This is a genomic window from Wukongibacter baidiensis (assembly GCF_050888315.1).
Classification (GTDB): Bacteria; Bacillota; Clostridia; order Peptostreptococcales; family Caminicellaceae; genus Wukongibacter; species Wukongibacter baidiensis.
Genome location: NZ_CP138202.1, coordinates 2,724,091 through 2,749,164 on the forward strand (window position 1 = coordinate 2,724,091; position 25,074 = coordinate 2,749,164).

Annotated in this window: 22 protein-coding genes; 4 read left to right on the plus strand and 18 right to left on the minus strand. The window is 33.7% G+C overall.

The window, feature by feature from the left end:
• Positions 1 to 25 precede the first annotated feature (25 nt).
• From R9X47_RS12300 to R9X47_RS12315, 4 genes are all read right to left on the minus strand, one after another.
• Positions 26 to 937, minus strand: coding sequence for a helix-turn-helix transcriptional regulator (locus tag R9X47_RS12300; RefSeq protein ID WP_432667175.1), 912 nt, complete (start codon positions 935 to 937; stop codon positions 26 to 28).
• Between the two features lie 182 nt (positions 938 to 1,119).
• On the minus strand, positions 1,120 to 3,363 hold the full coding sequence (locus R9X47_RS12305) for a DUF3656 domain-containing U32 family peptidase (protein WP_432667176.1): 2,244 nt from the start codon (positions 3,361 to 3,363) through the stop codon (positions 1,120 to 1,122).
• 216 nt (positions 3,364 to 3,579) lie between these two features.
• Positions 3,580 to 4,977, minus strand: a complete 1,398-nt coding sequence (gene rlmD / locus R9X47_RS12310) for a 23S rRNA (uracil(1939)-C(5))-methyltransferase RlmD (protein ID WP_432667177.1) — start codon at positions 4,975 to 4,977, stop codon at positions 3,580 to 3,582.
• 85 nt (positions 4,978 to 5,062) lie between these two features.
• A complete protein-coding gene (locus R9X47_RS12315) occupies positions 5,063 to 5,968 on the minus strand; it encodes a tRNA 2-thiocytidine biosynthesis TtcA family protein (protein ID WP_432667178.1) in 906 nt (301 codons plus the stop codon).
• A 273-nt stretch (positions 5,969 to 6,241) separates the two neighbouring features.
• On the opposite strand from R9X47_RS12315, the gene R9X47_RS12320 reads away from it, so the two are divergent.
• On the plus strand, positions 6,242 to 6,640 hold the full coding sequence (locus R9X47_RS12320) for a BlaI/MecI/CopY family transcriptional regulator (RefSeq protein ID WP_432667179.1): 399 nt from the start codon (positions 6,242 to 6,244) through the stop codon (positions 6,638 to 6,640).
• 24 nt (positions 6,641 to 6,664) lie between these two features.
• On the opposite strand, the gene R9X47_RS12325 is transcribed toward R9X47_RS12320, so the two are convergent.
• A complete protein-coding gene (locus tag R9X47_RS12325) occupies positions 6,665 to 6,817 on the minus strand; it encodes a hypothetical protein (protein WP_432667180.1) in 153 nt (50 codons plus the stop codon).
• Positions 6,818 to 7,177: 360 nt separating this feature from the next.
• Between R9X47_RS12325 and R9X47_RS12330 the strand changes: the two genes are divergently transcribed.
• Positions 7,178 to 8,272, plus strand: a complete 1,095-nt coding sequence (locus R9X47_RS12330; protein WP_432667181.1) for a M56 family metallopeptidase — start codon at positions 7,178 to 7,180, stop codon at positions 8,270 to 8,272.
• A 169-nt stretch (positions 8,273 to 8,441) separates the two neighbouring features.
• Here R9X47_RS12330 and R9X47_RS12335 read toward each other — a convergent pair whose 3' ends face one another.
• The 10 genes from R9X47_RS12335 to R9X47_RS12380 form a co-directional block, all read right to left on the minus strand.
• Positions 8,442 to 9,293: a nitroreductase family protein gene (locus R9X47_RS12335; protein ID WP_432667182.1), complete on the minus strand. Its 852-nt coding sequence runs from the start codon at positions 9,291 to 9,293 to the stop codon at positions 8,442 to 8,444.
• Between the two features lie 36 nt (positions 9,294 to 9,329).
• Complete coding sequence (locus R9X47_RS12340) at positions 9,330 to 10,436, minus strand: DUF917 domain-containing protein (RefSeq protein ID WP_432667183.1); 1,107 nt, start codon at positions 10,434 to 10,436, stop codon at positions 9,330 to 9,332.
• Positions 10,437 to 10,460: 24 nt separating this feature from the next.
• Positions 10,461 to 11,858 (minus strand): MFS transporter, encoded by a 1,398-nt coding sequence (locus tag R9X47_RS12345; RefSeq protein ID WP_432667184.1) that lies wholly within the window; start codon positions 11,856 to 11,858, stop codon positions 10,461 to 10,463.
• Positions 11,859 to 12,144: 286 nt separating this feature from the next.
• Positions 12,145 to 13,287 (minus strand): PucR family transcriptional regulator, encoded by a 1,143-nt coding sequence (locus tag R9X47_RS12350; RefSeq protein ID WP_432667185.1) that lies wholly within the window; start codon positions 13,285 to 13,287, stop codon positions 12,145 to 12,147.
• Between the two features lie 78 nt (positions 13,288 to 13,365).
• Entirely contained in the window at positions 13,366 to 14,304 is a 939-nt protein-coding gene (locus tag R9X47_RS12355) for a DMT family transporter (protein ID WP_432667186.1), read from the minus strand.
• 265 nt (positions 14,305 to 14,569) lie between these two features.
• Complete coding sequence (locus R9X47_RS12360) at positions 14,570 to 15,889, minus strand: FAD-dependent oxidoreductase (RefSeq protein ID WP_432667187.1); 1,320 nt, start codon at positions 15,887 to 15,889, stop codon at positions 14,570 to 14,572.
• A 42-nt stretch (positions 15,890 to 15,931) separates the two neighbouring features.
• Complete coding sequence (locus R9X47_RS12365; RefSeq protein ID WP_432667188.1) at positions 15,932 to 17,080, minus strand: mandelate racemase/muconate lactonizing enzyme family protein; 1,149 nt, start codon at positions 17,078 to 17,080, stop codon at positions 15,932 to 15,934.
• Positions 17,081 to 17,145: 65 nt separating this feature from the next.
• The gene (locus R9X47_RS12370) at positions 17,146 to 18,666 is read right to left on the minus strand and encodes a BCCT family transporter (protein WP_432667189.1); all 1,521 of its coding nucleotides are present in this window, start codon (positions 18,664 to 18,666) and stop codon (positions 17,146 to 17,148) included.
• Positions 18,667 to 18,816: 150 nt separating this feature from the next.
• Positions 18,817 to 19,941, minus strand: a complete 1,125-nt coding sequence (locus R9X47_RS12375; RefSeq protein ID WP_432667190.1) for a mandelate racemase/muconate lactonizing enzyme family protein — start codon at positions 19,939 to 19,941, stop codon at positions 18,817 to 18,819.
• 295 nt (positions 19,942 to 20,236) lie between these two features.
• Entirely contained in the window at positions 20,237 to 20,572 is a 336-nt protein-coding gene (locus tag R9X47_RS12380) for a winged helix-turn-helix transcriptional regulator (protein ID WP_432667191.1), read from the minus strand.
• Positions 20,573 to 20,698: 126 nt separating this feature from the next.
• Here R9X47_RS12380 and R9X47_RS12385 point away from each other — a divergent pair, with 126 nt between their 5' ends.
• Entirely contained in the window at positions 20,699 to 21,187 is a 489-nt protein-coding gene (locus R9X47_RS12385; RefSeq protein ID WP_432667192.1) for a lactoylglutathione lyase family protein, read from the plus strand.
• A gap of 86 nt (positions 21,188 to 21,273) precedes the next feature.
• On the opposite strand, the gene R9X47_RS12390 is transcribed toward R9X47_RS12385, so the two are convergent.
• Together R9X47_RS12390 and R9X47_RS12395 are read right to left on the minus strand one after the other, a co-directional pair.
• Complete coding sequence (locus tag R9X47_RS12390) at positions 21,274 to 21,996, minus strand: GntR family transcriptional regulator (RefSeq protein ID WP_432667193.1); 723 nt, start codon at positions 21,994 to 21,996, stop codon at positions 21,274 to 21,276.
• Between the two features lie 444 nt (positions 21,997 to 22,440).
• Complete coding sequence (locus R9X47_RS12395; protein ID WP_432667194.1) at positions 22,441 to 23,022, minus strand: NADH-ubiquinone oxidoreductase-F iron-sulfur binding region domain-containing protein; 582 nt, start codon at positions 23,020 to 23,022, stop codon at positions 22,441 to 22,443.
• Between the two features lie 177 nt (positions 23,023 to 23,199).
• Here R9X47_RS12395 and R9X47_RS12400 point away from each other — a divergent pair, with 177 nt between their 5' ends.
• On the plus strand, positions 23,200 to 23,940 hold the full coding sequence (locus R9X47_RS12400; RefSeq protein ID WP_432667195.1) for a DUF3298 and DUF4163 domain-containing protein: 741 nt from the start codon (positions 23,200 to 23,202) through the stop codon (positions 23,938 to 23,940).
• A 159-nt stretch (positions 23,941 to 24,099) separates the two neighbouring features.
• On the opposite strand, the gene R9X47_RS12405 is transcribed toward R9X47_RS12400, so the two are convergent.
• Positions 24,100 to 25,038: a cation diffusion facilitator family transporter gene (locus R9X47_RS12405; RefSeq protein ID WP_432667196.1), complete on the minus strand. Its 939-nt coding sequence runs from the start codon at positions 25,036 to 25,038 to the stop codon at positions 24,100 to 24,102.
• Positions 25,039 to 25,074 lie beyond the last annotated feature (36 nt).

The window sequence follows — 25,074 nt, forward strand, 5'->3', positions numbered from 1 at the left end:
TAAAAAATAGGACATCTAGTATGTCCTATTTATATAAATCATTCATTTTTCTTATCATTTTTTTTACATCAATTATAAGTGACTCAGGTTCTATAACCTCCACTTGATTCCCAAAAGATAGAATCATTGATAGTAGCCATGTATCATTTCTAAGATATGTTGTTACAGTAATATATTCCTCATTTAATCTGCTTATCTCATCATCATTAAAAATATCTACTACCCTCGGATATGATCTATTAGTGAATTTTAGAATTTTTTTCTCACTATCATTACTTCTCATTTTTTCATTGTCAAATTCATTATAATCCTTCTCAATAAAATGTTGTTCTGTAATCTCTAATCCAACGATTCTATTGACTTTAAAAATCCGAAACTCATTCCTATTTAGGCAATAGGCTTTTAAATACCACCTACCACTCTTCATTTTCAAGCCATAAGGTTCTATTTGTCTTTTTGATGATATTCCTTCTATATTACAATACTCAATGTTAAGTAATGATTTATTCTTAATTGCATCAGATAAAGTTTTTACTTTTAATGAAACAGATTCATCTTGATTCCATGGAGATAAATCAATTTTCATTTGAACTCTATCATTATTAGGCACAGAGTTTAATGCATACTCAAATTTCTCCCATAATACTTCTAATTGCTTATTATCATAGATATTTCTTAACCCTTCTAAAATAGAATTTAAGACGCCTACTTCAAAACTTGATAAAAGTTTTGTATCAAATTTATATGAATCTAGTATTCCGTATCCACCTCTCATCCCTTTTTCAGAGAAAACGGGTATTCCAGCCATATTCAATGTTTCTATGTCTCTTTGAATTGTTTTAATTGAAACTTCATTCTTATCAGCTAAATCTTTTGCTGATACAAGATCATTATTTAGTAAAGTGGTTAAAATAGATAGTAATCTATATACTTTCATAACTCCTCCTTTTACTCCTACATAAGTTTTAAAGAACTTATGTTATTTGATTACTATTATTAATAAAATACAAAGTAAAATCTAATTATTCATCACTTGTGATACGGTTCACTATATATAATCCAAAATTATTTGAGGCTTTAATTTTTGGATGTGACGCCCAGATTTGAACTGGGATTTCCCTACAAAATCTCTTTATTAAAATGTCCTCTTGTGTCTGTTTCCTGATTAAAGACAGATTTATTCATTGAGCCATTTAATTTGCTTAAGGCCTTATTAATGGTTTTCACAACCTGCTCTTTTGATTCAACTGTAAAGTTTAATCTGAATGCCTCGATTCCTTTTATGCTTTGTAACTCATCTAAAAGATTAAGCGTCTTCCCATTAAGGATAGTCGTTGTACAATCATCATGAGAAATGATAGGGAAGGTTCCGTGCTCATCTTTTAACTCATAGCTCTTCGTTTTACAAATACCGCATTGATTCATTTTTTCCAGCGGACAATATTTTGTAAACAGCAAAGGAGCCTTACCATATACAATCATTTCTAGTGCAGGATAGCCGTCATTTTCTTCATAATAGGCACTAATTAAATCTTTAATTTGTCTCTTATTCAATTCATAAGATAAAGTTACTCGTTTCGCACCTAATCTATATAATTCATAGCAACTAGCAGAATTAACAACATTTAGAGAATAGTCCGTAACAAAAGGATTAGTTTTTCTGTAGTGATAAATTCCACCATATCCTCCTATTAGTAACTGCCCTTCTTTTTCCTTATAATTGTTCTGGTTTCTTCTAACAACATTTTCAAAATAGATTTCCTTAATTCCACAGTTCACGCAAGCATCATACTGTTCCTTAGTCGTTACAGAGGCCGTAAGATATGGTTTTTCAGGGGCAAAGCTTATTTTTTCTTTTGCTTTCAAAGCCTTTGTTCTTTTCTTTTTGCTGTTAAGCTTTAAGTCATATAAACCCTGTACAATATCTCTTCTTGCTGCATTTAACAGTTTAGCTGGAATAAATGCATTGTATGCCTCAAAATCTACATGATTAAGTTCGAATATAGTATCATTTAATCTTGAAAATTGCTTTATTACCTGCTCTTTTGTTGTTGGATTATTAATTGCTTCGCCTAGTATTTCCTCGCTTTCATATAAATAATTAAAGCCTAAGCCCTCCGCATCTATGATAAGCTTTGAATCTGGATATGCATACACTCTAATATCTAGGTTAAAACGCTTAAATTCTTTTTCCAGTGATGATCCTAACTCTTTGTAATAGAAGTAATCCTTCGATATATATACTAAATCACCCTTAGACAACTTTTCTTTGATTTTGATATAGCAGACATCATCTGCTTTGTTGATTAAATTGCCATCTTTATCGTACAGTTTTACAACAGTTAAATTAACATCTTCATTGTTATGACTTATTCTAATTATATCGTTTTGATTTAAAGTACGTGTAAGTGTTATTTCATACATGTCTTTAACAATCCTGCTAATTCTACCAATTTCATAACCAAAGTTATTAGGTCTTAAGATGTTTGTAATATCTTTCTTATTTTCGTGAAACAAAAATCCTTTAGTAAATGTTCTATTAAATGTTTTGCTCAGATTTTCTTTATCTTCTTCGGTTATTTTATTATCTAGGGCCATGCGATATTTTGATACAACATTAGCAACATATGCAGGCTCTTTCATTCGACCTTCTATTTTTAAAGAATCAATTTCTTTTAAATCATTGATATGATCAATTGTGTTTAAGTCCTTAGTAGATATAATATAGTTTTTCGCTAAAGTTGTATCTGTTGTCTTATCAATTAGTTCATACTCCTTACGACATGAACCAACACATCTTCCGCGATTTCCGCTTCGATAGCCGATTAATCCAGACATTAGACAGTTTCCAGAGTAAGATATACATAAAGCACCGTGAACAAAAATTTCTAAAGGTATTTTAGCTATTCTTTGTATCTCTTTTACTTTTTCAATCTCAACCTCACGGGACAGAACAACTCTTTTAGCACCAAGTTCTTTAAACAATAAAGTTCCGTCTAAATCGTCTATTCCCATTTGAGTTGAACAATGTACTTCCATATCAAGAAAGTTTTTAACTATATAATCGAAAGCGGCCAGGTCCTGGACAATAATACCATCAACACCGATTTCATTTAATTCGTGTATCTGCTCTTTCATCTCTTCAACTTCGTTTTCGAAAACAATAGTATTCATTGTAACATAGATTTTAACATTTCTCAGATGCGCATACCTAACAGCCTCTTTTAAAGATTCTAAATCAAAGTTAGATGAGTATGCACGTGCACCAAATTTTTGCATTCCTAAGTATATTGCATCACACCCATTAGAAATTGCAGCTTTTAAAGCTTCCATATTTCCTGCCGGAGCTAATAATTCAGTCATTTTTTTCCTCCATAATATTCGCTATTCTGAGCTTAGTACTTCTAACTGGTTGCAAAGTTTTTCTACAGTTATCAGCTTATTTTTTTAAGGCCAATGTAATATTGGCTTCTAATTCTTGTTTTTCTTATCTATTTCTAAATACTTCTGATTGAGATATTTATCATATACCATTTTACTGAAAGAACGTGTACGCAAAAGTTCTACTTAAATCAGATTCTATTTTTTCTTAACTAACTGCGACACAGTCTCAACATGGTGTGTATGCGGAAACATATCCACCGGTTGAATTTCCTTCACCTTATAACCATTTTTAGTTAGATACTCTAGATCCCTTGCCTGAGTTACTGGATTACATGATATATAAACCACTTTTTTAGGGCTTAGCTTAACTATTGAAGATAAAAACTTCTCATCACTACCGCTTCTAGGTGGGTCCATGAATAATGTATCGACAGTTTCTTTTTCTTCTGCCATTTGAGCCATAAACTCACCGGCATCACCTTGGTAGAAGCGTGCGTTCTTTATTTTGTTTCTTTTTGCATTTTTAATAGCATCTTGTACTGCATCTTTGTTCACTTCTACTCCAATAACTTTTTTCACTTTACTACTTAAAATCAATGCAATGGTTCCAATACCAGAATAGGCATCAAACACTACTTCGCTTTCTTTAAGCTGTGCCATTTCAATGGCTTTATTATATAGTTTTTCTGTTTGAACAGGATTGATCTGATAGAATGACTTGGGAGAAATCTGGAAAACTTGCCCGCATAACGTATCTTCAATGAAACCTTTACCGTACAATACCTTTTCAGTATTTCCAAGAACCACGCTGGTTCTTCTATTGTTTACATTCATAACAATTGTCGTAATTTCCGGATGCTTTTTCAACAGTGCCTTAACGAAATTATTTTTTGAAGGAAATATGAGCTTTGAAACCACAAGTACAACCATGATTTGTCCACTGGTGAAACCTGTCTTTATTAGGATGTGACGTAGGAATCCTTGGCCTGTATCTTCATCAAAGGGTCTCATTTTAAATGACTTCATCAGTTCACGGATTGATTTTATAATCTCATCGGCACGTGGATCCTGGATAATACATCTATCTATAGGAATTACACGATGGCTATACTGTTCATAGATTCCAGATATGATCTCTCTATTCTTTCCCTGGCTAAGGGTAGAGTGTATCTTATTACGATAATCATAGGGCTGATCCATAGTGATGATTTTATTAACTTTTCCGTAACGCCCCATTAATCCTTCAACAAGCTTTTCCTTATAATTTGACTGGGCTTCATAGGTCATGTGCTGTAATTGGCAGCCACCACACTGATAAAAATGTTTACATTTAGACTCTACCCTATCCTTTGATTTAGTTTCAATCTGGTGCACCTTTGCCGTCGTATAATTTCTTTTCTTTATAAGATCAACTACAGCCCTTTCGCCCTCAATCAAGTAGGGTACAGAAACTCTTTTGCCGTTGATTTCAATAATCCCTTTTCCTTCTTCATCCATTGCTATACAGTTTGCTTTAACTCTTCCACTTCCAGCCGGTGATCCTTTTTGATGATTCTTTTTAGGCTTTCTGTTCTTTTTTTTATAATTTCTCATTAATTATCATCCTCAAATTGTTGTTTTAGAACTATCTTATAGGTTTTTCATAGTATAAGTTAAAGTTTGTACTAAAATACCTATATTACTCCTCTTCATCATAGAAATCTAGATAAGAGTACTTCTTTCTATTCTTTTGCCATCCCAAAACTGATCCCATATCTATATTCTTGGCTGCATTAAAGATACTCATATCTACGTCATCGGTCTTCTCTTTTAAATTCTTTATTAATTCCTTCATTTCATTTCTTTTACTTGAAGTCCTCTTGGCTGCAACCATACATGCACAGTTCAAAGGCCATATTCCACTTTTTTGTGTGAACTCTTCTATATATTTTTCCTTGATATAGTACATCGGTCTAATCAATTCCAATCCTTCAAAGTTTGTTGATTTTAGCTTTGGAAGCATGGTTTTGAAGGTTCCAGAGTAAAAAAGGTTCATTAGAGTAGTCTCGATAACATCGTCGAAGTGATGACCAAGAGCAAGCTTGTTGCACCCAAGCTCCTTTGCCTTCGCATATAGTGCACCACGACGCATTTTTGCACACATATAGCATGGATAGTCCTGCGCTATGTTATCTACGATATCAAAAATTCTTGATTCAAAGATATGTAGAGAAATATTTAAATACTCACAATTATCCATCATAAGTTCTCTAATATTTTCATGATATCCTGGATCCATGGTTATAAACTCCAAATCAAGCTTAGCCTTTCCATGGCTCTTTAGTTCTTGAAATAATTTTGCCATAAGCATACTGTCCTTGCCACCGGAAATGGCTACGGCAACCTTGTCTCCAGGCTCTATTAAGTTAAACTCTTTTATGGCTTTAACAAATTTCGACCATATTGATCTTTTATATTCTGTATTAATGCTGCGTTCTATCTCTTTAAGAGGTTTTCTTTCTTCAAAGGGTATTAGTATTTCGCAGCCCGAACCGGCTATGTTATTTTCCTGATCTTCTTTATTTATTATTCCATTATCTTTCATCTTAACACCTCAATTCTTCAAAGGTTATTATAGCACCTTTTATATACAGTTCCTAGTGAAACTTAACTTATACGTATCAAAATATCCGATGGTTATGGTGTTTTTTTATGTATGCAGATTAAAGCTTCAACTGTATTCTATGTAGTATTAGTATTCTATGAAAACAAAAAAATATTTAATGCTAAAAATTTAGCATCTTTTTATTGACTTCTATAAATTTCCATGCTAAAATTTTAGCATGTATCAGAATATTGTTGCAAAGGAGGTTTTACGATGTTTAAAAGGTCATTAAATGATCTGAGTAGAAGAGAACGTGAGATAATGGATGTAATCTATAGAAAAGAACGTGCAACCGCATCTGAAGTTCAAGGTGAAATGTCTAACACTCCTAGTTATTCAACTGTAAGGGCGCTTTTAAAGATCTTAGAAGAAAAGGGATATTTAAAACATGAGAAGGATGGTCAAAAGTATATTTATTATCCTTCAATACCGAAAAACAGCGCAATAAAGTCTGCTATTGAAAATCTAATGAATACTTTTTTTAATAATTCCGTTGAAAAAACTGTTGCTGCTTTATTGGAAAATAATAAGACTGAGCTAACAGAAAATGATTTTGATAGACTTACTAGTCTGATTGAAAAGGCAAGAAAAGAGGAAAATAGCGATGAATAACTTTATATCCTTCATCTCAACAAATTATTTTACTTCCGACTTTCTAAGTATGCTTATTGATACTTCAATAAAAACGGGGGTTATAATTACCCTTGTGCTTCTCATATGTAATTTTAGGAAGAGATTATCCTCTGAGTTAAAGCATTTACTTCTTTTTTCTTCAATTTGCAGTTCCATTGTTCTTCCTCTTATATTCAGGCTACTAAACACCATAAATTTTTCTAGCTTCGTAGCAAACGTCGGAAATAGTTCAAGTTCTGATCAATCCCCATTAATCACAAATACTATAAATGATTATTCAACATCAAAATTCTTGAATATAAAGCCGTTAAATATTACTTATATATCCACAAACTCTGAATTTAATTGGACAGGCTATATTTTTCTCCTTTGGTCTCTAATATTTATATTTCTTTTATTTAGGTTAGCCATAGGTCTATATGGTACTAGAAGAATTTTTAAACGTTCTGATGAGATCTCTCAACCTTTATTTATGACTTTAAAAGAAAGGAAATAGGTCTTAGACGTGATGTGAATTTGTTTATCAATAAAGATATTTTCTCGCCCTTTACCTTTGGCACAATTAAACCAATAATTATTCTTCCTACCGACTCCATTAACTGGAGTGAAGAACGCTTAAGAATTGTATTAATCCATGAGCTTATACATATTAAACGCCTTGATAATCTGACACAGATGATAACTCAGCTTATATGCGCAGTTCATTGGTTTAATCCACTGCTATGGTTTGCAAGTAAAAACCTTAGAGCGGAACAAGAAAATAGCTGTGATGACTATGTTTTAAGATATGGAGTTAAGCCATCTGATTACGCTGACCATCTATTGCAAATCATGAAGACCTATGATTCTACTAAATCATATTTTAATGCTTTTTCAATTACCTATATATCCAATATCGAAAAACGTATAAAGAATATTTTAGGTGGGTCTAAAGATCATAAAGCATTAAGCTTTAAAACGGCTTCAAAGTATATTGTCCTTATATCATTTGTACTAGTTTCATTGTCATTTATTAGTATAACTACTGCAGAAAATCAAGGAATTAGCACATCCAATATTGCCTTTGATGAAGAGAATCTCTTCATTAAAAATAATATAGATCTGAATAAGGGGGATAACATGGTTGTAAGCGAAAAGTTAAATCAAGACAAATTTCAAGTAGTAGTAAAAATGACGGAGCCAACGAATGTAGCTTATATTAAATTTAAAGGAGTATATAACATACCTAGTAATGTATGGAAACTCCAAAACTGGATAAAGGATAATGGTTTAACCATAATATCTCATCCAAAATGCATTTTCTATGGTAATTTTATGAAGGTTCCTGCGGGCCAAGCTGACTTTGAGGTTCAGTGGCCTATTGCTGAAGCTCCCAAGGATATAACCGGTGAAATAGGTATTAAAGTTTCAGAGCCTGTAAAGGTAATATCGACTTATCATAAAGGGTCTACTGAGCTACTTCATCACACCCATAGGTTTTTATCTACTATAATCGAGGAAGAGGGATATAAAAAGGATGAATCAGAGTCCCATAGAGAAATTTATATGAGCGATCCTAGAGTTTCACCGGCTGAAAAGCCGATAACAGAATTACAGATGGCTATTGAATAACAAATAGGGCTGTCTCATAAAATTGTCTTATGAGTTCAGCCCTGGGGTGTTTCAGAATGAATGAAGTTCAAGGCTTTGAAATTTCAGCGGATTGGCTAGTACTGACGTACGTGCCAAATCGATGAAATTTCAAATAACGCAGAAATTCCTCATTCTGAAGCACCCCCATTTATTTCTCAAACCACTTAAATGACGAATTTTTTATGAACTCTAAAAGTTTCTTACTACTCTCAATGCCCTCTATAGGATCATAGAACAATCCAAAATCATGCTGTAATCTATTAATGAAACCTTTATCTTCTATCTCTTTAATGCATTCATCGGCAAATTCTTTGCCATGTACATCGATACATGCTTCTCTTAGTCTCACAAGCCTCTCTTCTGTAGGCTTCATCTTCCAACGGCCATACTTATACTCGTATGCCTCAAGTAACTCTTCATCGGTAGGGTCCCTATATTTTTCATTATGAACAACATCTTTTATTCTGAGCTTTCTTTGTGTATTTCCATTAGTTTTAGGATATCCAAGGGTCAGCAACATACAAGGAATCACGTAATCTGGAATATCAAGAAGATCTTTTATTCCCTCTGCATAATCTAGTATGTTTCCTATATATAACGACCGTATTCCATAGGATTCTGCAGCTATGGAAATAGTCTGGGCACATATTGCTGTATCAAAAAGTGAATACCAAAACTCAAGAAAGCTTTCGGTTGAAACAAACGGTGCCTTCATGATTTCACAGGTTCTTTTTAATCGCCTAAGATCGATACAAAATAGCAGATTTACGGGAGCATCGGCTAAGTAGTATTGTTCTCCACTTAAAGCCACTAATTTCTTCTTTGTTTTTTCCTTAGTAATTTTAATTATAGAATATGGCTGAAAATTGCCTGCTGATGCCGACTGTATTCCCACTTTTATTATATTTTCTAAAACATCTTGGGGTATATCTTTTTCTAAAAAACTTCTACAACTTCTTCTGTTCTGTAATATATCTATAACTACTTTATCTCTACTCAAGATATACTCTCTCCCTCCACGCTGTGAGTAATATCATTATACTATCTCTTCTATCGGCACATAATCTATATCGTAGTTGAAAAATTTAGGACCTAGTATATCCAATCCCTTCTTTTCCCTCCATTCATCTCTGGCTCTAAATCCAAACACCTTAACATTCATACCTATCTCAGCATAGGGATTTAATAGTGGCATATTAATATCACAATTAACAATATTTATTAAATCCGGTGACATTACATAATATTCTCCATTTAACCAACTCATAATATTTTCATTTTGATACCAAACCTTTAGTTGTTTTCCTGCATACTCGCCTTTACCATCTATAATTATATCTCCGTAGGTAAATCCATCCTTGTCTTCCCAAGATGCATTTGATATTTTACCTTCAAATATATGATATCCATCGAAATCTTCTACAATTTTATCTACAAAATTTCTCCCAGCTTTTATCTCTTTTCTGGCTGCTCTACCAATATTAAGACACCAAGAAATCGTGTTGTGATGTAATGCTTCTCTAATCACTCCCCATTCACCGGGATGATCAACTACACCTACTGCGTTAAAACTTGCTACTGCTACTGATCTAACTATAGACTCTGCTCTCTCATCATTAGAAACATGAGTTAATATTAATTCGTCTCCTAATTGATTTGCTAATCCCATCGGAGCTATAGGAATATCCTTTAGATAATAGGTTGTATGCTGCAAACAGGGTACGCTTCTCCCCGCAGGATCGGCATCAATTATTGGTTTTCCTAGCCTTGCTCCAGCTTCTAATGCAACGGCTGTATTAAATCCACCTAGTTCTGTAGCTATTACTCCATAAAACTCTTTATTGTAATACTTTTCAAGAACTCTCATTGCAGCAGTTTCTTGACTTATAGAAATTTTATCTGCTTTATCAAATTCCTCTTGCTGTTCCTTAGTAAATGGGCTTATTGAGCCACAACCATAGGGTGTACCAACTAAAGCATCCCCTGGTATATCATCATCATTTGCTAGCATAAAAGAATAACCCTCATCCAAAGCCTTATCAATTACTTCTATGCCTTCCTCTAATGTCCCACCACCACCGGTTCCAACTATTGTGGCTCCTAGTAAAATATCATATAGGTCTTCTCGGGTCAACTCCCTCATGTTCAAGCACCTCTCTAAAAATTTCTATAATAAAGCTTCAAATTTTGATGTGTCAACTTCTTCACCTTGTTTCTTTGCTTTTATTGCCTCTATTAATGCTCTATGACGCTCTCTTGACATGGGGTTCATGATAGCTAAGACAATACTAATTATCAAGAAAGCCGTACCACCAAATGCAATAAGGTATTTAATCCCCTCAAGGGTTTCGGCTGATTGATCTACATTTGGAACATAACCAATTATCGTAAGTACTTTACCACTTATAAATACCGCTAACGCTGTAGCCATTTTTTGTAAGAATGCTATTATTCCATAGTAACTTCCTTCTCTACGTAGCCCAGTCTTGAATTCATCCACTTCGATGGTATCTGGTATCATTGACCATGCAATTTGATATTGTCCTACAAGCCCAAATCCAGCAAATATTTGCATAAGATATATCATAAAAATATGTGTAGTAAAGTTGAATATAATCATCGGGAATACCATTAATGATATACACCAAACTATCATACAGGTACACCATGCCACTTTTTTAGAGTATTTATGACATAACCAATCAATTACACGAACCCATAGTAAACCGGGTAACCAAGATACTAGAAATGACATACTGATCTGAATTTCGTTTAGATTAAGATTATAAGATAGATAGTAAATAAATGCTGAGTTTTGAATTGCTACGGATATGACTGAAGCTGTAAATAGTCCCATAGTATACATAAATGGCTTATTTGCAAGGACATTCTTTATAATAGCTTTATTTTCGCCACTATCTATTTTAGGAACCTCAGTAGCCTCATAGCCCTTTGTTGAGTAATATCCAATATAAATTGATATTATTGCAAGTATACTAAATATTCCTCCAGTTGCAGACCATCCTGCACTAAGACTGCCAAACCAATCTGTGAAAAAGAATACAAATGACAATGTAAGTGAGCTAATAATTCCAGATACAGTAGCAAAGAAATTTCTATTACTATTTAGACTACTTCTTTCGTCATAATCATGGGTCATCTCTGCACCTAATGATGTATATGGAACGTCTAGCAGTGTTTGAACAGTGTAAAATAGAATAGCCATAACAATAAAGTATACTTTATTTGCTATAGGACCTAGATCAAAGTTAGTAAATAACAACCATCCTACAACCCCAAATGGCAAAGCTACAAACTTTAGAAAGGGTCTCCTACGTCCCTTTTTAGGATCTCTTCTATCTGAAATAGCTCCTACAAGGGGGTCTGTTATTGCGTCCCAAAAAGTTCCTATTGCTAAAATTACACCTGCAAATGTAGCATCAAGGCCAACGCAATCTGTAAAAAAGAACATACCATAAAGGATAAGTATCGTAAAAGTGTTTATTGCTGCAAATCCCGTTGCGCCATAGCCAATCTTAACTTTTCTAGGCAATCTTTCTTCCAAAACAATCCTCTCCTATAACTAATCATTTTGTAGTACTGTACTATTTAGTATAAAATCACCTCGCCTTCAACAGCATTGATATTATTATTTTAAAAATTCTGCTAATTTAATTATTTCAAACTTTCTATTATAGTTAATACAAATTTCAAGCTACTTTCATTATAAATATTACAAAAACAAATAAAAAATCAGGCAACTAGCCTGATCCTTTGGACTATTAACTATATATAGTTTATTTTTTCAGAATATCTTAATACTTATTATAGAATTACAAAGTTCTTTAACATTATCCCAATATCTCATCAGCCTTTAATGCTAAGCATAATTGTACATAAAAGCTTATGGTTGACTTTTTCATGTTTAGTATTTCTTTTATTTTATCAATACGATATCGGACTGTATTTTCATGTAGGAATAGTTCCACTGAAGTCTTTTTTATATTTCCATCATTCTTTAAAAAACATTTTGCAGTATTAATTAATTCAATCTCATTTTTTCTTTCATAATCTTTTAAAGGTAAGATAATCTCATCTCTAAATTTTCTGAGGCGTCTATCGGACTTTAGCTGAAATAGAAGTTTATATACTCCTAACTCTTTATAAAAAACTATACCTTGATTTAAATTATTAGTGGAATTATAGGCTAATAGGGCTTCATTAATACAGTTATCTAGCATTCCTAGGTCTGTATAAATATCACTTACACCAATTAAGTATCTTACCAAATTTCTCTTGATTAGATCCATAGCCAGACTAATTTTTTCCTTAATATTTACTTCTACACTATCTTTAAAGGTTAGTATTAAAAGAATACCTCTTTTATATTTTACTACTGACCATCCTACTTCTTTCTTAACAATAGGATCTAAGAAATCTATATTTATTTTTTTCTTATCAAAGGTTGAAAAGTATATTGTAACTACAAATTCATTAAAGGAATAGTTGATTTCTCTAGCAAGTTTCCTTATTTCAATTTGAGACTTATTAGAGTTTAAAATATTGTCTACAATTCCTTCAAGAATTTTATCATCTTTACTCTTTATAATAAGTTCCATAATTCCAGTAATAATATCTGCATAACTTATATTTTTAGATATTAATAAAATGGGCAGTCCAGATTTATTTGCATAATTTATTATGTCTATAGGTAACTGTTGAAAGTATTCATCGATAAGGCAAATTCCGCTACTTCTTTCAGAAACTAAAGATTCAAACTCTTTTGCAAGCTTTGTTACATTATCTTTATAGGCGAAAAAGCCTGTTATCTTAAATTCCCCTGGCTCAGTTAATTTTTCATCACTTATAGGATTGCTGGGCATTTCTATAAAATTCACTCTTGTGATTTCATTATCCAATCCCGATTCGCCAGCTAGAATTTTTACATCTCTAAAAATAGGCAAATTCAACGTATCTCTCACAGTCACTGCCATATCAACCCACCCTTCAGAAATCCTGTATTTTATTCTATTATAAAGTATAAAAGCTATTTTTTCCTAAATTAATATCTATTAAACCTCGCATAACTCTTCTTCACTGGACTTTGTTGACTTTACAGAAATATTTGAGTTGATTAAAAATATCGATAATATTACTAGCCCAGCTCCTGCAAGCTTCTTAAATGTAAGCATTTCACCAAATACAAAATATCCTCCAAGCATCGAAACAATCGGGATAAAGTTTGTAAATATAGCTGTAGTTGATGGTCCTAAAACACTGACACTATATACAAAGCCGCCAAAGGCTATGGCTGTACAAAAGATTCCCATATATAATAAATTTAAAATTATTGCTTTTTCATTAATGAATAGACCAAAATAGTTAATAGTAAAAAGCTCTTTAACTACAAAGGGTAACATTAAAATCGTTGCCGTAATACTCTGGTAGGTAAGCACACAAGGGCTTGAATACCTAGAAGATAATGGTTCAGTTATAAAAGTATAAGCAATCCAACAAATTATTCCAAGTAACATAAAAAGGTATCCCTTAAATGGAACACCACCATTTAATGATGAACTTGAGTCTATAACTGTCAGATAAATACCAAGGGTAGAAAGTAAGAAGATCATAATAATCTTTCTCGTTACCTTTTTACCAAAAAAAATAATTTCAGCTATCAAAGTAAGAATTGGAATAGTTCCATTGAATAACCCTGCCATAGATACGGATATGCTCTTCAAGGCCACTGTTTGAAAATAAAAACAAAGGTTTATACCTAAAGCACTACTTATAACAATTCTCATAATAGACTTTTTTTCCAGTTTTAAGTCTTTCCCTCTGATTTTCATAAATACAAATAGAAAAGTCGCTGCAGCTAAATATCGGAAAAATAGTATCTCCTCCGAAGAAATACGTTCTAAAAGAAACTTGGTACTAACATAAATACTTCCCCAAAAAAGAGTGCCAATACTTATCAGTATTACAGCTGCTTTTTTTTGATTCTCCATCATGATCCACTCCCATATTATAGGTCTAAGAGTATGGAATCTAACTTATTTATTATAAATTTTTACTTAAACCTATATAGTGTTCCCTCATATATAGTATCCCCACATACCATTGTAACAAAGTCTTTTATTTTTATAAAGATTTTTAAAGTGAACTTTGTAAAAACACATTTCAAAACCTCGAATTTCATTCATTCTGAAACACCCCGGGGCTGTACTCATAAGTGATCTTTATGAGACAGCCCCGATTTAGAACAATTTACTTTTTTTATAGTACACTTCCATTTGCTATCATCGTTTCTCTTACTTTTTGTATATCAACCTGCCTTGGTTCGATATTTTCTTTTACACACATCGCTGCTGCAATCCCCGCCGCAAGGCCTTCTTCAAAGCATTGTGCCACAACTCTACATGAAGCCAAGGCTTCGTGCTCAGCTGATATACAACGTCCTACGGTCATTACTCCCTCGATATCCTTTGGCAGCATAACCTCAAATGGAATCTCGTAGTAATCATCGTCAAGATTGACAACTTTTACACCCTTGCTTCCACCATGCATTTCTATAGGCCAAGCGCTGCGAGCTATAGCTGTATCGAATTTCTTAGCATTTACTACATCTTCGTTTTTCAGTGTATATTCTCCTACAATCGTACGGGATTGTCTAATACCGATCTCATTTCCATTATCAAATATATATGCATCCTCAAAGCCTTCTAGGTAGTCCTTTGCAAATCTTTCATATTCTCTTATTTGCTCTCTACCTGCAATTTCAGCAAAGGTTAAATCATCTGCCTTCGTTGGATATAATACTCTATCATCGGGAGCAATAATAGCTGTTGAATTCATTAAAGCCTGATCCTGTTTTGGAGTCGGGAAGATAAACGGATGCTTACGTGGTAAATTATATTGTCCAGTTTTCTCGGCCTCACTAACCTTTTTCCAGATGTCTTCTAGCGAATACTTAGAAGCCTTATTCCAATCAACATTTCCCATTCTAAAGGTCATTGTCATAGCTTGAATAAATCCATCTTTCCCATAAACGTATGGTGCTCCTGCCCTTGCTGCTACATCACCATCACCACTGGCATCGATAAAGATCTTACCCATAATAGCACTACGACCATCTTTATTCTCTATTATTATCCCTACTATTTTATTTTCTTCCATAATCACGTCCACAAAATAGGTGTGGAACAGTACCTTAACATTTGCATTTTTTATAAATTGGTCTGCCGTTTCCTTCCATACGAATGGATCATGGGGTGCTAAGGCCGTATGTCCAAACCTAACAGGTCCAATTAGTCCACCCTTTTCCCTTAATTTATCGGCAAATCTTCCTGCAAATCCAAATACTATTTGCTCAAGCTCGCCCTCTTCCGTAGAGCTATATAAACCTCCTATGGTACCTGAGTTACCTGAAACATTGGCACCTCCAAAGAAACCATTTTTTTCAATAATTAAGGTTTTCATACCCTGTTCACTGGCAGTTACCGCTGCAGCAACCCCAGCAGGACCACCGCCTACTACTACAACATCTAGTTCATCTATTATAGGTATTTCCCTACCTTTTTCTTTTAATGACTTCATATTACCCATCCTTCTCCTATTTGTCTAATTTAAATTAATAACCTACAACAAACTTTCAACTAATTGATCATTAATAGTGATCCCCAATCCTGGTTCCTGCGGTTTATTAAATACTCCATCTACAAGCTGAGGCTCTTTTACTAGCAAGTCTCTTCTTAGGGATGAATCATATAAATCTGGATGCAGATACTCAAAATATTCAGAATTGGTTACTGCAAAATTGAAATGTACGCCTGCAGCTGCCGAAATACCTGTTTTCCACCCATGGGGAGCTATTTGTATTCCATACATATCTGCATATTCTGCAATCTTTCTAAGCTCCGTAAGACCACCACATCGATTTACATCGGGCTGTACTATGGCAACCTTTGTTTTTTCTATCCAATCCTTCAGTTCCCATCTACTGCCTGCCATTTCGGCTCCACATATTCTCGTATTAACCTTATCAACAAGCATTTTATGTCCTTCTAGATTATCATGTTGAAGTACAGCCTCAGCAAAGAATAGCTGACAGTCTTCAAGTTTATTAAGAACTCTTAGGGCATTATATGGATCATTCCACCTATATAGAAAATCAACTCCCATTTCTACATCTTCACCTAGGTTCTCTCTTAGTCTATATATAAACTTTACAAGCTCTCTATCATTCATATACTCATTTGGCATTATTGCAAACTTTACCGCCCTAAATTTTAATTCCTTAGCTTTCTCTATTAATCTCTTATATTCCTCAAGCAAAACATCATTTGGAGAATTTACATCGATAGATGGATATAGGGTCGCATAGGGTATAGCCCTTTCTTTTTGAGCCCCTCCAAGTAGCTTATAGGCTGGAACATTATGTTGCTTTCCAGCTAAGTCATAAAGAGCCATGTCTATACCACTAATGGCCATTAAACCTAATCCTCTTCTACCAACCCAGATTTGACTGTTATACATGGCATCATAGTTTGCAACAAATTCTATAGGGTCCCTCCCCTTCAAAATTTCACTAATATTTTTCTGCCATCCGTGGGCCGTTTTCATTTCTAAATATGCTTTTATAGCTTCTGTCGGGCCATCGCTCTCACCAATACCATATCTACCTGCTTCATCATATATTTTTATAAGTACAGTACTTTGATCCCAGTTTGAGCTTTTTATTTCTAAAGGTATAATCTGAATCTCTTTAATCCTATTATCTTTAACCATATATCCTATCTCCTTTAAAATAGGAGAAAATGATTTGAATCCATCAATTTTCTCCTAATCTTTTGTTAATCTATTTCTAACGCATTACTTTTTATATCTTCTCTAACCATCTTTACGAAGGATATCGCCGTAATTACAACTATTATTGAAACTGGCAGTGCAACAACTATTGATGCAGTTTGAAGAACCGACAGCGGACTTCCCATAAGCATAAATCCTATTGGAATTAAAGCTATACTGAAGGCCCATAATAGTCTAAGCCATCTCATAGGATCTTGATCCTGAGGTAATTCTCTTTGTGAAACGGCTGCAAGAACGTATGAAGCTGAATCAAAGGTTGTGGCCATAAACACAATTGATACTAAGGCGATAATAAATATAACGAAATTTCCTAATGGTAAGTTTTCGAACATTTTTATAATTGTAGCTGGCCCTCCAACTTCATCTAGAGTAGCTACTACATCCATTTTTCCTGTAAGCTGAAGATCCAATCCATAGTTTCCGAGTATTGCAAAGAACATTGTACATCCTAGTGATCCGTATATCAATGAACCTGAAAGCATGTTTCTTATAGTTCTACCTCTTGATATCTTAGCTATAAACATACCCATGAATGGAGCATAAGCACCCCACCAAGCCCAGTAGAATACAGTCCACCATTGTGGGAACATAGAGTTTCCAGCTGGATCTAGCCAAGTCATCATCGTTGGGAAGTTTTGTATTACTCTACCAACGGCTGTAGTTCCCATGCTTAGCATAAATACAGTGTTTCCTGCAAAGAAAACAAATACAACAAGTACTATTGTAAGTGCAACATTTATATCACTTAATATCTTAATTCCTTTTTTAAGTCCCATATAGGCACTTAGTGCGAAAATAGCAGTTATAATTCCGATAATTAACAATTTGAATCCTGTAGTAATTTCTATACCTAAAACGTGAGCCAATCCTTCTGTTGCAAGTGGTGCTCCAATTCCAAGACTTGTTGCAGTAGCTCCAAGTAAACCAAACATGAATGCGATATCAATTATAGATCCTAAAATGCCATCTACGCTATTACCTAACACTGGTCGACAGGCTTCACTTACTCTAAGAACTGGTGTTTTCTTAACGAAATACATATATCCAATTGCGCAACCGGATACAGAATATATAGCCCATGCAGCTGGACCCCAGTGGAATATTCCGTATGCTGCAGCTAGTTCGGCAGCTTGCCATGTTCCCTCAGCTACACCTAGTGGCGGAGCTTTGTAGTAGTACACCCATTCTATTGCTCCCCAATATATAATTCCAGCACCTATACCTGCACAGAAAAGCATAGCTGCCCAGCTAAAAGTGTTAAACTCAGGCTTTTCATCCTTTTCACCGAGCTTAATTCTACCAAATTTTGAACTTGATACCCAAAGAATAAATGCAAGAGCGAAAATACCATACCATATATAAAAGAATCCTAATTTAGTTATCATAAAAGTCTGTATCTTACCAATAATTAGCTGACTGCCTTCTGGATTTATAATTATAGGTAAACTTACTATTAACAAAACTATATACGCAGGAATAAAAACCTTCTTATCAATTTTCCCCATTTGTTAAGCCTCCTGTTTTTTTATAATACATAGAAATTTATAATTTCCGTTATGTGTTTCAATAATGCCAATCCTACAAACCTTTATAAAAGAACTTATTCCTTCTGAAACACACTATTATTCGTTTAGTAATTACTAATTTGAAGTTCTCTATTTAACTTCATACTTCATTAGTGTTATCTTTTCAACTGCATCCCAATCCATTCTTACTCCTAGTCCATTACCCTTTGGAGCGTGTACATATCCGTCTTTGTCGGTTCTAATTACATCTAATGATCCTATCTCGAATGGTTCATATGGGTATGCCTGCTCAAAGTAGGTACAATTACTGTAGGCAAGCATTATATGAAGATTAGCTGCTTGAGTAAGGGTCATTCCCCAAGACTGTCCTTCTACTCTCATGTTGTTAGCTTGCGCTAGTTCCATTATTTTCTTCATAGGAGTTATTCCTCCAACTACCGTTGCATCTGCCCTTACGTCTGTCCAACATTTCATATTTATACCAAGCTGAATCATTGGCAGTGTAATCAATGAGTTTCCTCCACATGAAATAGGTACATTAGTTTTAGCTACAAGATCTCTATATCCTTCTAAGTCATGATCTGAAAGTGGTGCCTCTAGCCATGCCCATTCTAACTCCTCAAGAAGCTTTGCTATTTTATAGGCTTCTTCTCTGTTGTATTGTCTGTCTACATCAAGCATGAATTCTACTCCGGAATCCTTGAAATGCCTATCTACAGCTACCACTAACTCTACATCCCTATCGTATTCACAATAGCAGTGAAGCTTAATTGCTTTGAAACCATGATCTATACATCCTTGAATATAGTCTATATAGGTTGGTATATCATCAAACATAGGAGTACTTGCATAGGATAATATCTTTTCTCTTTGTGCTCCTAGCATCTGATACAATGGCATTCCAGCATACTTAGCTGCGATATCCCAAAGAGCTATGTCTATTATTGATATTGTTGGAAATGCTAACCAGTTTGGTCTGCTAGCCATCCAGTTCCAAATTGATTCACGATCTAAAGCTGATTTACCTATTAGTTCTGGTAGATATGGACGGACTGCCTCTCCAATTGTCATGTCAAAGTCATGTTCTGTGTAGGCTATTGTAGCTCCGACACCTTCATATCCATCCTTCGTAGTTATACGACAGACAATGTTAGTAGTATAGATAGGACCCATATAGGTAGCCCATCTAACCCTGTCGGCATTTTCATCCCCTGTTACATAAATCTCTACCTTTTCAATTTCCAATGGCTTCATACTTTTCCTCCCTCTTTCACAAAACAAAAGTCGAAAACGTTTTCAACAAACTGATAATATACTTCACATATACTCATGATATATATGTGATATATCAGTTGTATATTATGTATATCATTATAATACTTTTCTTCATACCTTTCAAGTGAATTTTCAGTATTTTTTGTTATTGCATTGCCAATCCTACTGTATTTATTGTTTTTCAATTCATACAAAAAAATAATAGATACTGCAAAATTTTATTTGAAGTATCTATTCAAACTCGAATTCTTCTATTTTTATATTTTATTATTTTTCACCAATTTTCTTCTCCCCATCTATGCATGGATTCCAGTATGGGCATTACTGTGGCCCCCTTTTTAGTTAGAGAATATTCTACTCTAGGAGGGATTTCATTATACTGCTTTCTATTAATCAACCCTTCATCTTCTAATTCCTTTAGCTGCTGACTTAGCATTTTATGTGTTATTCCTGGCATTAATCGTCTTAACTCATTATATCTATATGTCCCATCAGTACCCAAATGCCATAGAATTACAGACTTCCACTTCCCACCAATTATTGACAATGTGTACTCTATTGAACATTTTAATTTTCCTCTTCCATCAGTCTGTATCTTTCTTTCAGTCATTTATCAGTCCTCCTATACTACCCTTTTAGGTAGTATATCACAAAAAAGTGCATTCTTGTTTTATTCATTGTGGAATGCTAAATTTAAGATATCATAATGACAAAGAATATTAAAGGAGGTTTTAAAATGTATCCAAGAACTTTTTCTCACATTGGGCTTTCTGTTCCTAATCTAGAAAAGGCAGTGAAATTTTATAAAGAGGTTTTCGGCTGGTACGTACTCATGGAAACAACTGAAATTAAAAAGGATGAAAGTGCCATAGGAATTATGTGCAATGATGTCTTTGGTGAAGACTGGACAAGTTTTAAAATTGCTCACCTTTCTACAGGTGATAAGATAGGTGTAGAAATATTTGAATTTCCTAATAATAAAGACCGTGAAAATAACTTTGAATACTGGAAAACAGGGTTGTTTCACTTCTGTGTTCAAGATCCTGATATTGAAGGGTTAGTTAAAAAGATAGTTGAACATGGCGGGAAGCAAAGAATGCCTATACGAGAGTACTATCCCAATGAAAAGCCCTTTAAAATGTGTTATGTAGAAGATCCATTCGGTAACATTTTCGAAGTATACAGCCATAGCTATGAAATGACTTATTCGGCAGGCGCATACTAAAATATAATACCATTTTGTTTTAGAAAAACCTCTCTTTACAGCAGAGAGGTTTTCTTCTATATTTTTATTAAGTTCATTTTTCTTTTCTACTCATAAACATACATATCAATTTTCATTCTATTTAGCTTTACTACACAGTCAAGCAGATAGTCTGATTTCTCTACTGCTAGTTTTTCATCTCCAGATGCTACAGCCCTCATAAGATCGCAATGGGCATAATTTATTTCCCTTGTTAGATCACTATCAACTTTATATTGCATATAATACAATCTTCTAGCTAATGCATGTAGTGGTGCAACTGCACTATATGCATAGGGATTACGAGCGCATTTTCCAATATGTTCGTTAAATTCGTTATCAATCTTAATTGCTTCCATCTCATTTCCTTCAATAGTAACTTTTTCATATGCATCGGCTAACTGTAAAAATTTTTCTCTTTCCTCAGGAGTAGCAAGACGAGCCGCGCGTGATGCAATAAGTCTTTCAAGAAGTCTACGGACCTCTGTCTGTAAAAAGAATTCCTCTACCTTAAATTCTGTTATCATTACTCCTCTACGGGGCAAGATATTTATAAGGTGAGCTGCAGCTAGGCTTTTTATTGCCTCTCTTACGGGCATTCTTCCTATTCCAAGAAGCTCACTAAGCTCATTCTCTGACCATAGGCTTCCAGGTTTTAACTCGAGGGTAATAATCATATTTTCTAGTCTTTTATATGCTATTTCCGCAAGGCTTTCAGTGTTTCTTTTCTTTTTAGCTGCGGCTGGCTTACTTTTTTCAACAGAGCTAGTATTTCCGTCTTGGATTTTCATTATAATTTTCCTTTCAGTATAGGGTTTGCATAGTATAAATTAAAGTTTCTACTTAAATGCCTAGATTATACATTTATGATTAAAAAACTAAGCTTTCTCTAATATATTTGTAATATATCAATCTGAATACTAAATTATATCATAGATTATCTTAAGTTTCAACGACTTCCCATGATGTGCAAATAAAAGCTAATGAGCATCGTATCCCTTCGTTTTGGTGAGATTTCTATTTAAGAAAATGACCTCAATAAAAAACACACTTAAAATATCTTCACTTTAAGAGTGTTTTAAACTCAGATTATAAACCAAGTGGCATTTTCTATATTATTTGTTTTTGCTATAAATTACGATGAAGATTTGCAGCTAACGTTTCGAACGAAGGTGAATTTTGGAAACGAAATAGTTTTTTTTGTAACTTATAACTATTAAAGATTTACTCTACTTCTATTGAAAGCTTTTTAGTTCTTCACATATCTCAGCGGAACATTTCTTATCAACTATATGCTCCATATATTCATCTTTAAAATACTCGATAGAAGTTAATATAGGCTTGTGAGCAGTTTTACCTAATACACAGGGGGAAGAGTCCTTTACGGTGTCACAAAGATCTATAAGTATATCTATATCCCTTTCTATTCCCTTACCTTTTGCAATACTCTCTACAATATAGTGCATCATCCTATAACCTTCTCTACAGGTTACACATTTCCCACATAACTCTTTATTTAAAAAACTAAGATAAGTTTTGGCGGCATCTATTATACAGGTACAATCATTACTATTAGTATCAATCTCATTTCCCAATTCAATCATTGAACCAATATTTCTTAGAGAATCGCATTTTACATTTTCATCGTAATATCCCTCTAGTGTTGATACCTTTGATGGATTATCAATTTGCAAAATCTCAAACAATCTATCGCCTTTGATCTTCTCTCCAGCATTTCTTAAGACTAGTTTAAACTTCCTTTTATATAGATCTATATCTTCACTATAATTTACACTATGGTTTATTCTACTATCCATCTTTGTCCTCCCCTGTATTTAATTAATATTTTTCAAGTTAATCTATCTTAATATAATCTCTATTAGATTAATAGTGAAAGTAGAACATTAAATCTAGGCTAAACAATAATCTTTGGTACTCTTCTTAAATCAACGTCATATATTAATAGAAGGATAGTAAAGGAGTGATGAGAAATAATGAAAGGTCCATTTAGTTATGTTTATCAGTTTTATGGCCCCTATATACCTAGACCATATATAATGGATAATCCAATGTATAGGTATTCTTTATCAAGAACAAATCCTATACAAATAAAGACGCAAGAAATACATTATTCCGATGAATATATTAAAGCTGACTTAAAATATCCTGAAATAGATGGTTTAGAAGATAAAAAGGTTCAAAGTTTTATAAATAACTCTATAAAAAATGATATTATGGAGTTTAAAAATCAAATGGAGCGAGCTGCTAAGGAAGCCGCTGAAGAAGCTAGAAGGAATGGTGAAGAATTTAAACCATTTGTAATATCATCTGTCTACGAAGTCACCTATAATAAAAATAATCTACTAAGCATCTCTATAGTCTATCATCAATATATCAATGGTCGGAATTCCTATATTAAGACATCCTATAATTTTAATCTCATGAATGGAGAATCTATGTCATTGAAGGATTTATTCAAAGAAGGAGTAGATTATCGGTCAATAATCAATAAGGAAGTGAGAAAGGAATTAATATTAAACAGAGAAAAGTACTTCCCAGATACCTTGGAAAATTTTAAGGGTATTGCAGAGTATCATCCCTTCTATATAGATGATAATGGGATCGACATATATTTTGGTTTCCACGAAATTGCACCAATTGCTTCGGATATTCCTATAATTCACATACCTTTTTCCGCTTTGAGGAATTATATGAAACCTAGGTATTTAAGATAAGGAGGGGTGTCTCAGAATGGCGAATTTATGAAACACCCCGTGGGCTGAACTCATAAGAAATCTTTTAGGAGGCAGCCCCTTCTAGGTTTTAAAGTTATTCTCTTTAGTCTTTTAACCCTAATAGATTAACCCTAAATCCCAGTAGCTAGCAGATAAAGCTCATTTCTTATTGTTATATTTACATAATAGACAATCGCCTTTCTTAGGATTTTTACATGGAGCTATTGATATTAGTACGTCTTTAACATTTTCTATATTATCGTGCACCAAATCCTCTACCTCATGGGATATAGTATGTCCTTTGAGGACTGTAAAGTATGGATTGACACATACCTTAATATCAACAAATACCTTAGAACCGTGTTTTCTTGTTCTTATTTTATTGATATTTAATACTTCATTATGAGAGACTATCTTATTAACGAGATTGAGTAATTTTTCTTCTTCAATAGATATATCCATCAATTCATTATATCCTTGAATAAAAAGCTCCAGCCCCACCCTTATGATTATTATTGCTACTATAAGACCTGCTAGAGGATCTAAGAAAGGATATCCCATTCTAGCTCCAACTATTCCAATTAATGCTGCAATGGAAGAGAAGGCGTCCGAACGGTGATGCCAAGCATCTGCTATAAGGGCATTGCTATTTATTCTCTTTCCTCCATACATTGCTATTCTAAATTGTAGTTCCTTCACAACTATGGATATACCTGCAATCCATGCTGCTAGGCTTCCTGGTATATGCGTTTTTCCACTAAGTATTATCTTAAAGGCAGAGTATCCAATGTTTATTCCCACAGCCGTTAGAAAAATTGCCAGTACAAAACCTGCTATGGACTCAGCTTTTTCGTGTCCATACTGATGTTCCCTATCCTCAGGTTTCTTAGATATAAAAAAGCCTATTATTATTCCTATAGAGCTTCCAACATCAGAAACAGTATGTATTCCGTCTGCTAGTATTGCAGTAGAGTTTAATAAAATGCCTGATAGTACCTTAACCACTGCCAAAATTATATTTATTACAATCGTGATCCATGTTATCTTATTCCCTAACCTATATCGCTCTTCATCGGTTATTTTACCTACATCATTCATTTCATCACCTCATTATCAATTGATAACTTACCCAAT

Excerpts from the sequence above, each read along its gene's own strand:
- R9X47_RS12315 (WP_432667178.1), bottom strand. The coding sequence starts at position 5,968 with ATGAAAGATAATGGAATAATAAATAAAGAAGATCAGGAAAATAACATA.
- rlmD (WP_432667177.1), bottom strand. The coding sequence starts at position 4,977 with ATGAGAAATTATAAAAAAAAGAACAGAAAGCCTAAAAAGAATCATCAA.
- R9X47_RS12385 (WP_432667192.1), top strand. The coding sequence starts at position 20,699 with ATGTATCCAAGAACTTTTTCTCACATTGGGCTTTCTGTTCCTAATCTA.
- R9X47_RS12350 (WP_432667185.1), bottom strand. The coding sequence starts at position 13,287 with ATGGCAGTGACTGTGAGAGATACGTTGAATTTGCCTATTTTTAGAGAT.
- R9X47_RS12340 (WP_432667183.1), bottom strand. The coding sequence starts at position 10,436 with ATGAGGGAGTTGACCCGAGAAGACCTATATGATATTTTACTAGGAGCC.
- R9X47_RS12360 (WP_432667187.1), bottom strand. The coding sequence starts at position 15,889 with ATGAAGTCATTAAAAGAAAAAGGTAGGGAAATACCTATAATAGATGAA.
- R9X47_RS12405 (WP_432667196.1), bottom strand. The coding sequence starts at position 25,038 with ATGAATGATGTAGGTAAAATAACCGATGAAGAGCGATATAGGTTAGGG.
- R9X47_RS12400 (WP_432667195.1), top strand. The coding sequence starts at position 23,200 with ATGAAAGGTCCATTTAGTTATGTTTATCAGTTTTATGGCCCCTATATA.
- R9X47_RS12305 (WP_432667176.1), bottom strand. The coding sequence starts at position 3,363 with ATGACTGAATTATTAGCTCCGGCAGGAAATATGGAAGCTTTAAAAGCT.
- R9X47_RS12355 (WP_432667186.1), bottom strand. The coding sequence starts at position 14,304 with ATGATGGAGAATCAAAAAAAAGCAGCTGTAATACTGATAAGTATTGGC.
- R9X47_RS12395 (WP_432667194.1), bottom strand. The coding sequence starts at position 23,022 with ATGGATAGTAGAATAAACCATAGTGTAAATTATAGTGAAGATATAGAT.
- R9X47_RS12320 (WP_432667179.1), top strand. The coding sequence starts at position 6,242 with ATGTTTAAAAGGTCATTAAATGATCTGAGTAGAAGAGAACGTGAGATA.
- R9X47_RS12365 (WP_432667188.1), bottom strand. The coding sequence starts at position 17,080 with ATGGTTAAAGATAATAGGATTAAAGAGATTCAGATTATACCTTTAGAA.
- R9X47_RS12380 (WP_432667191.1), bottom strand. The coding sequence starts at position 20,572 with ATGACTGAAAGAAAGATACAGACTGATGGAAGAGGAAAATTAAAATGT.
- R9X47_RS12325 (WP_432667180.1), bottom strand. The coding sequence starts at position 6,817 with ATGGAACTGCAAATTGAAGAAAAAAGAAGTAAATGCTTTAACTCAGAG.
- R9X47_RS12300 (WP_432667175.1), bottom strand. The coding sequence starts at position 937 with ATGAAAGTATATAGATTACTATCTATTTTAACCACTTTACTAAATAAT.
- R9X47_RS12375 (WP_432667190.1), bottom strand. The coding sequence starts at position 19,941 with ATGAAGCCATTGGAAATTGAAAAGGTAGAGATTTATGTAACAGGGGAT.
- R9X47_RS12370 (WP_432667189.1), bottom strand. The coding sequence starts at position 18,666 with ATGGGGAAAATTGATAAGAAGGTTTTTATTCCTGCGTATATAGTTTTG.
- R9X47_RS12390 (WP_432667193.1), bottom strand. The coding sequence starts at position 21,996 with ATGAAAATCCAAGACGGAAATACTAGCTCTGTTGAAAAAAGTAAGCCA.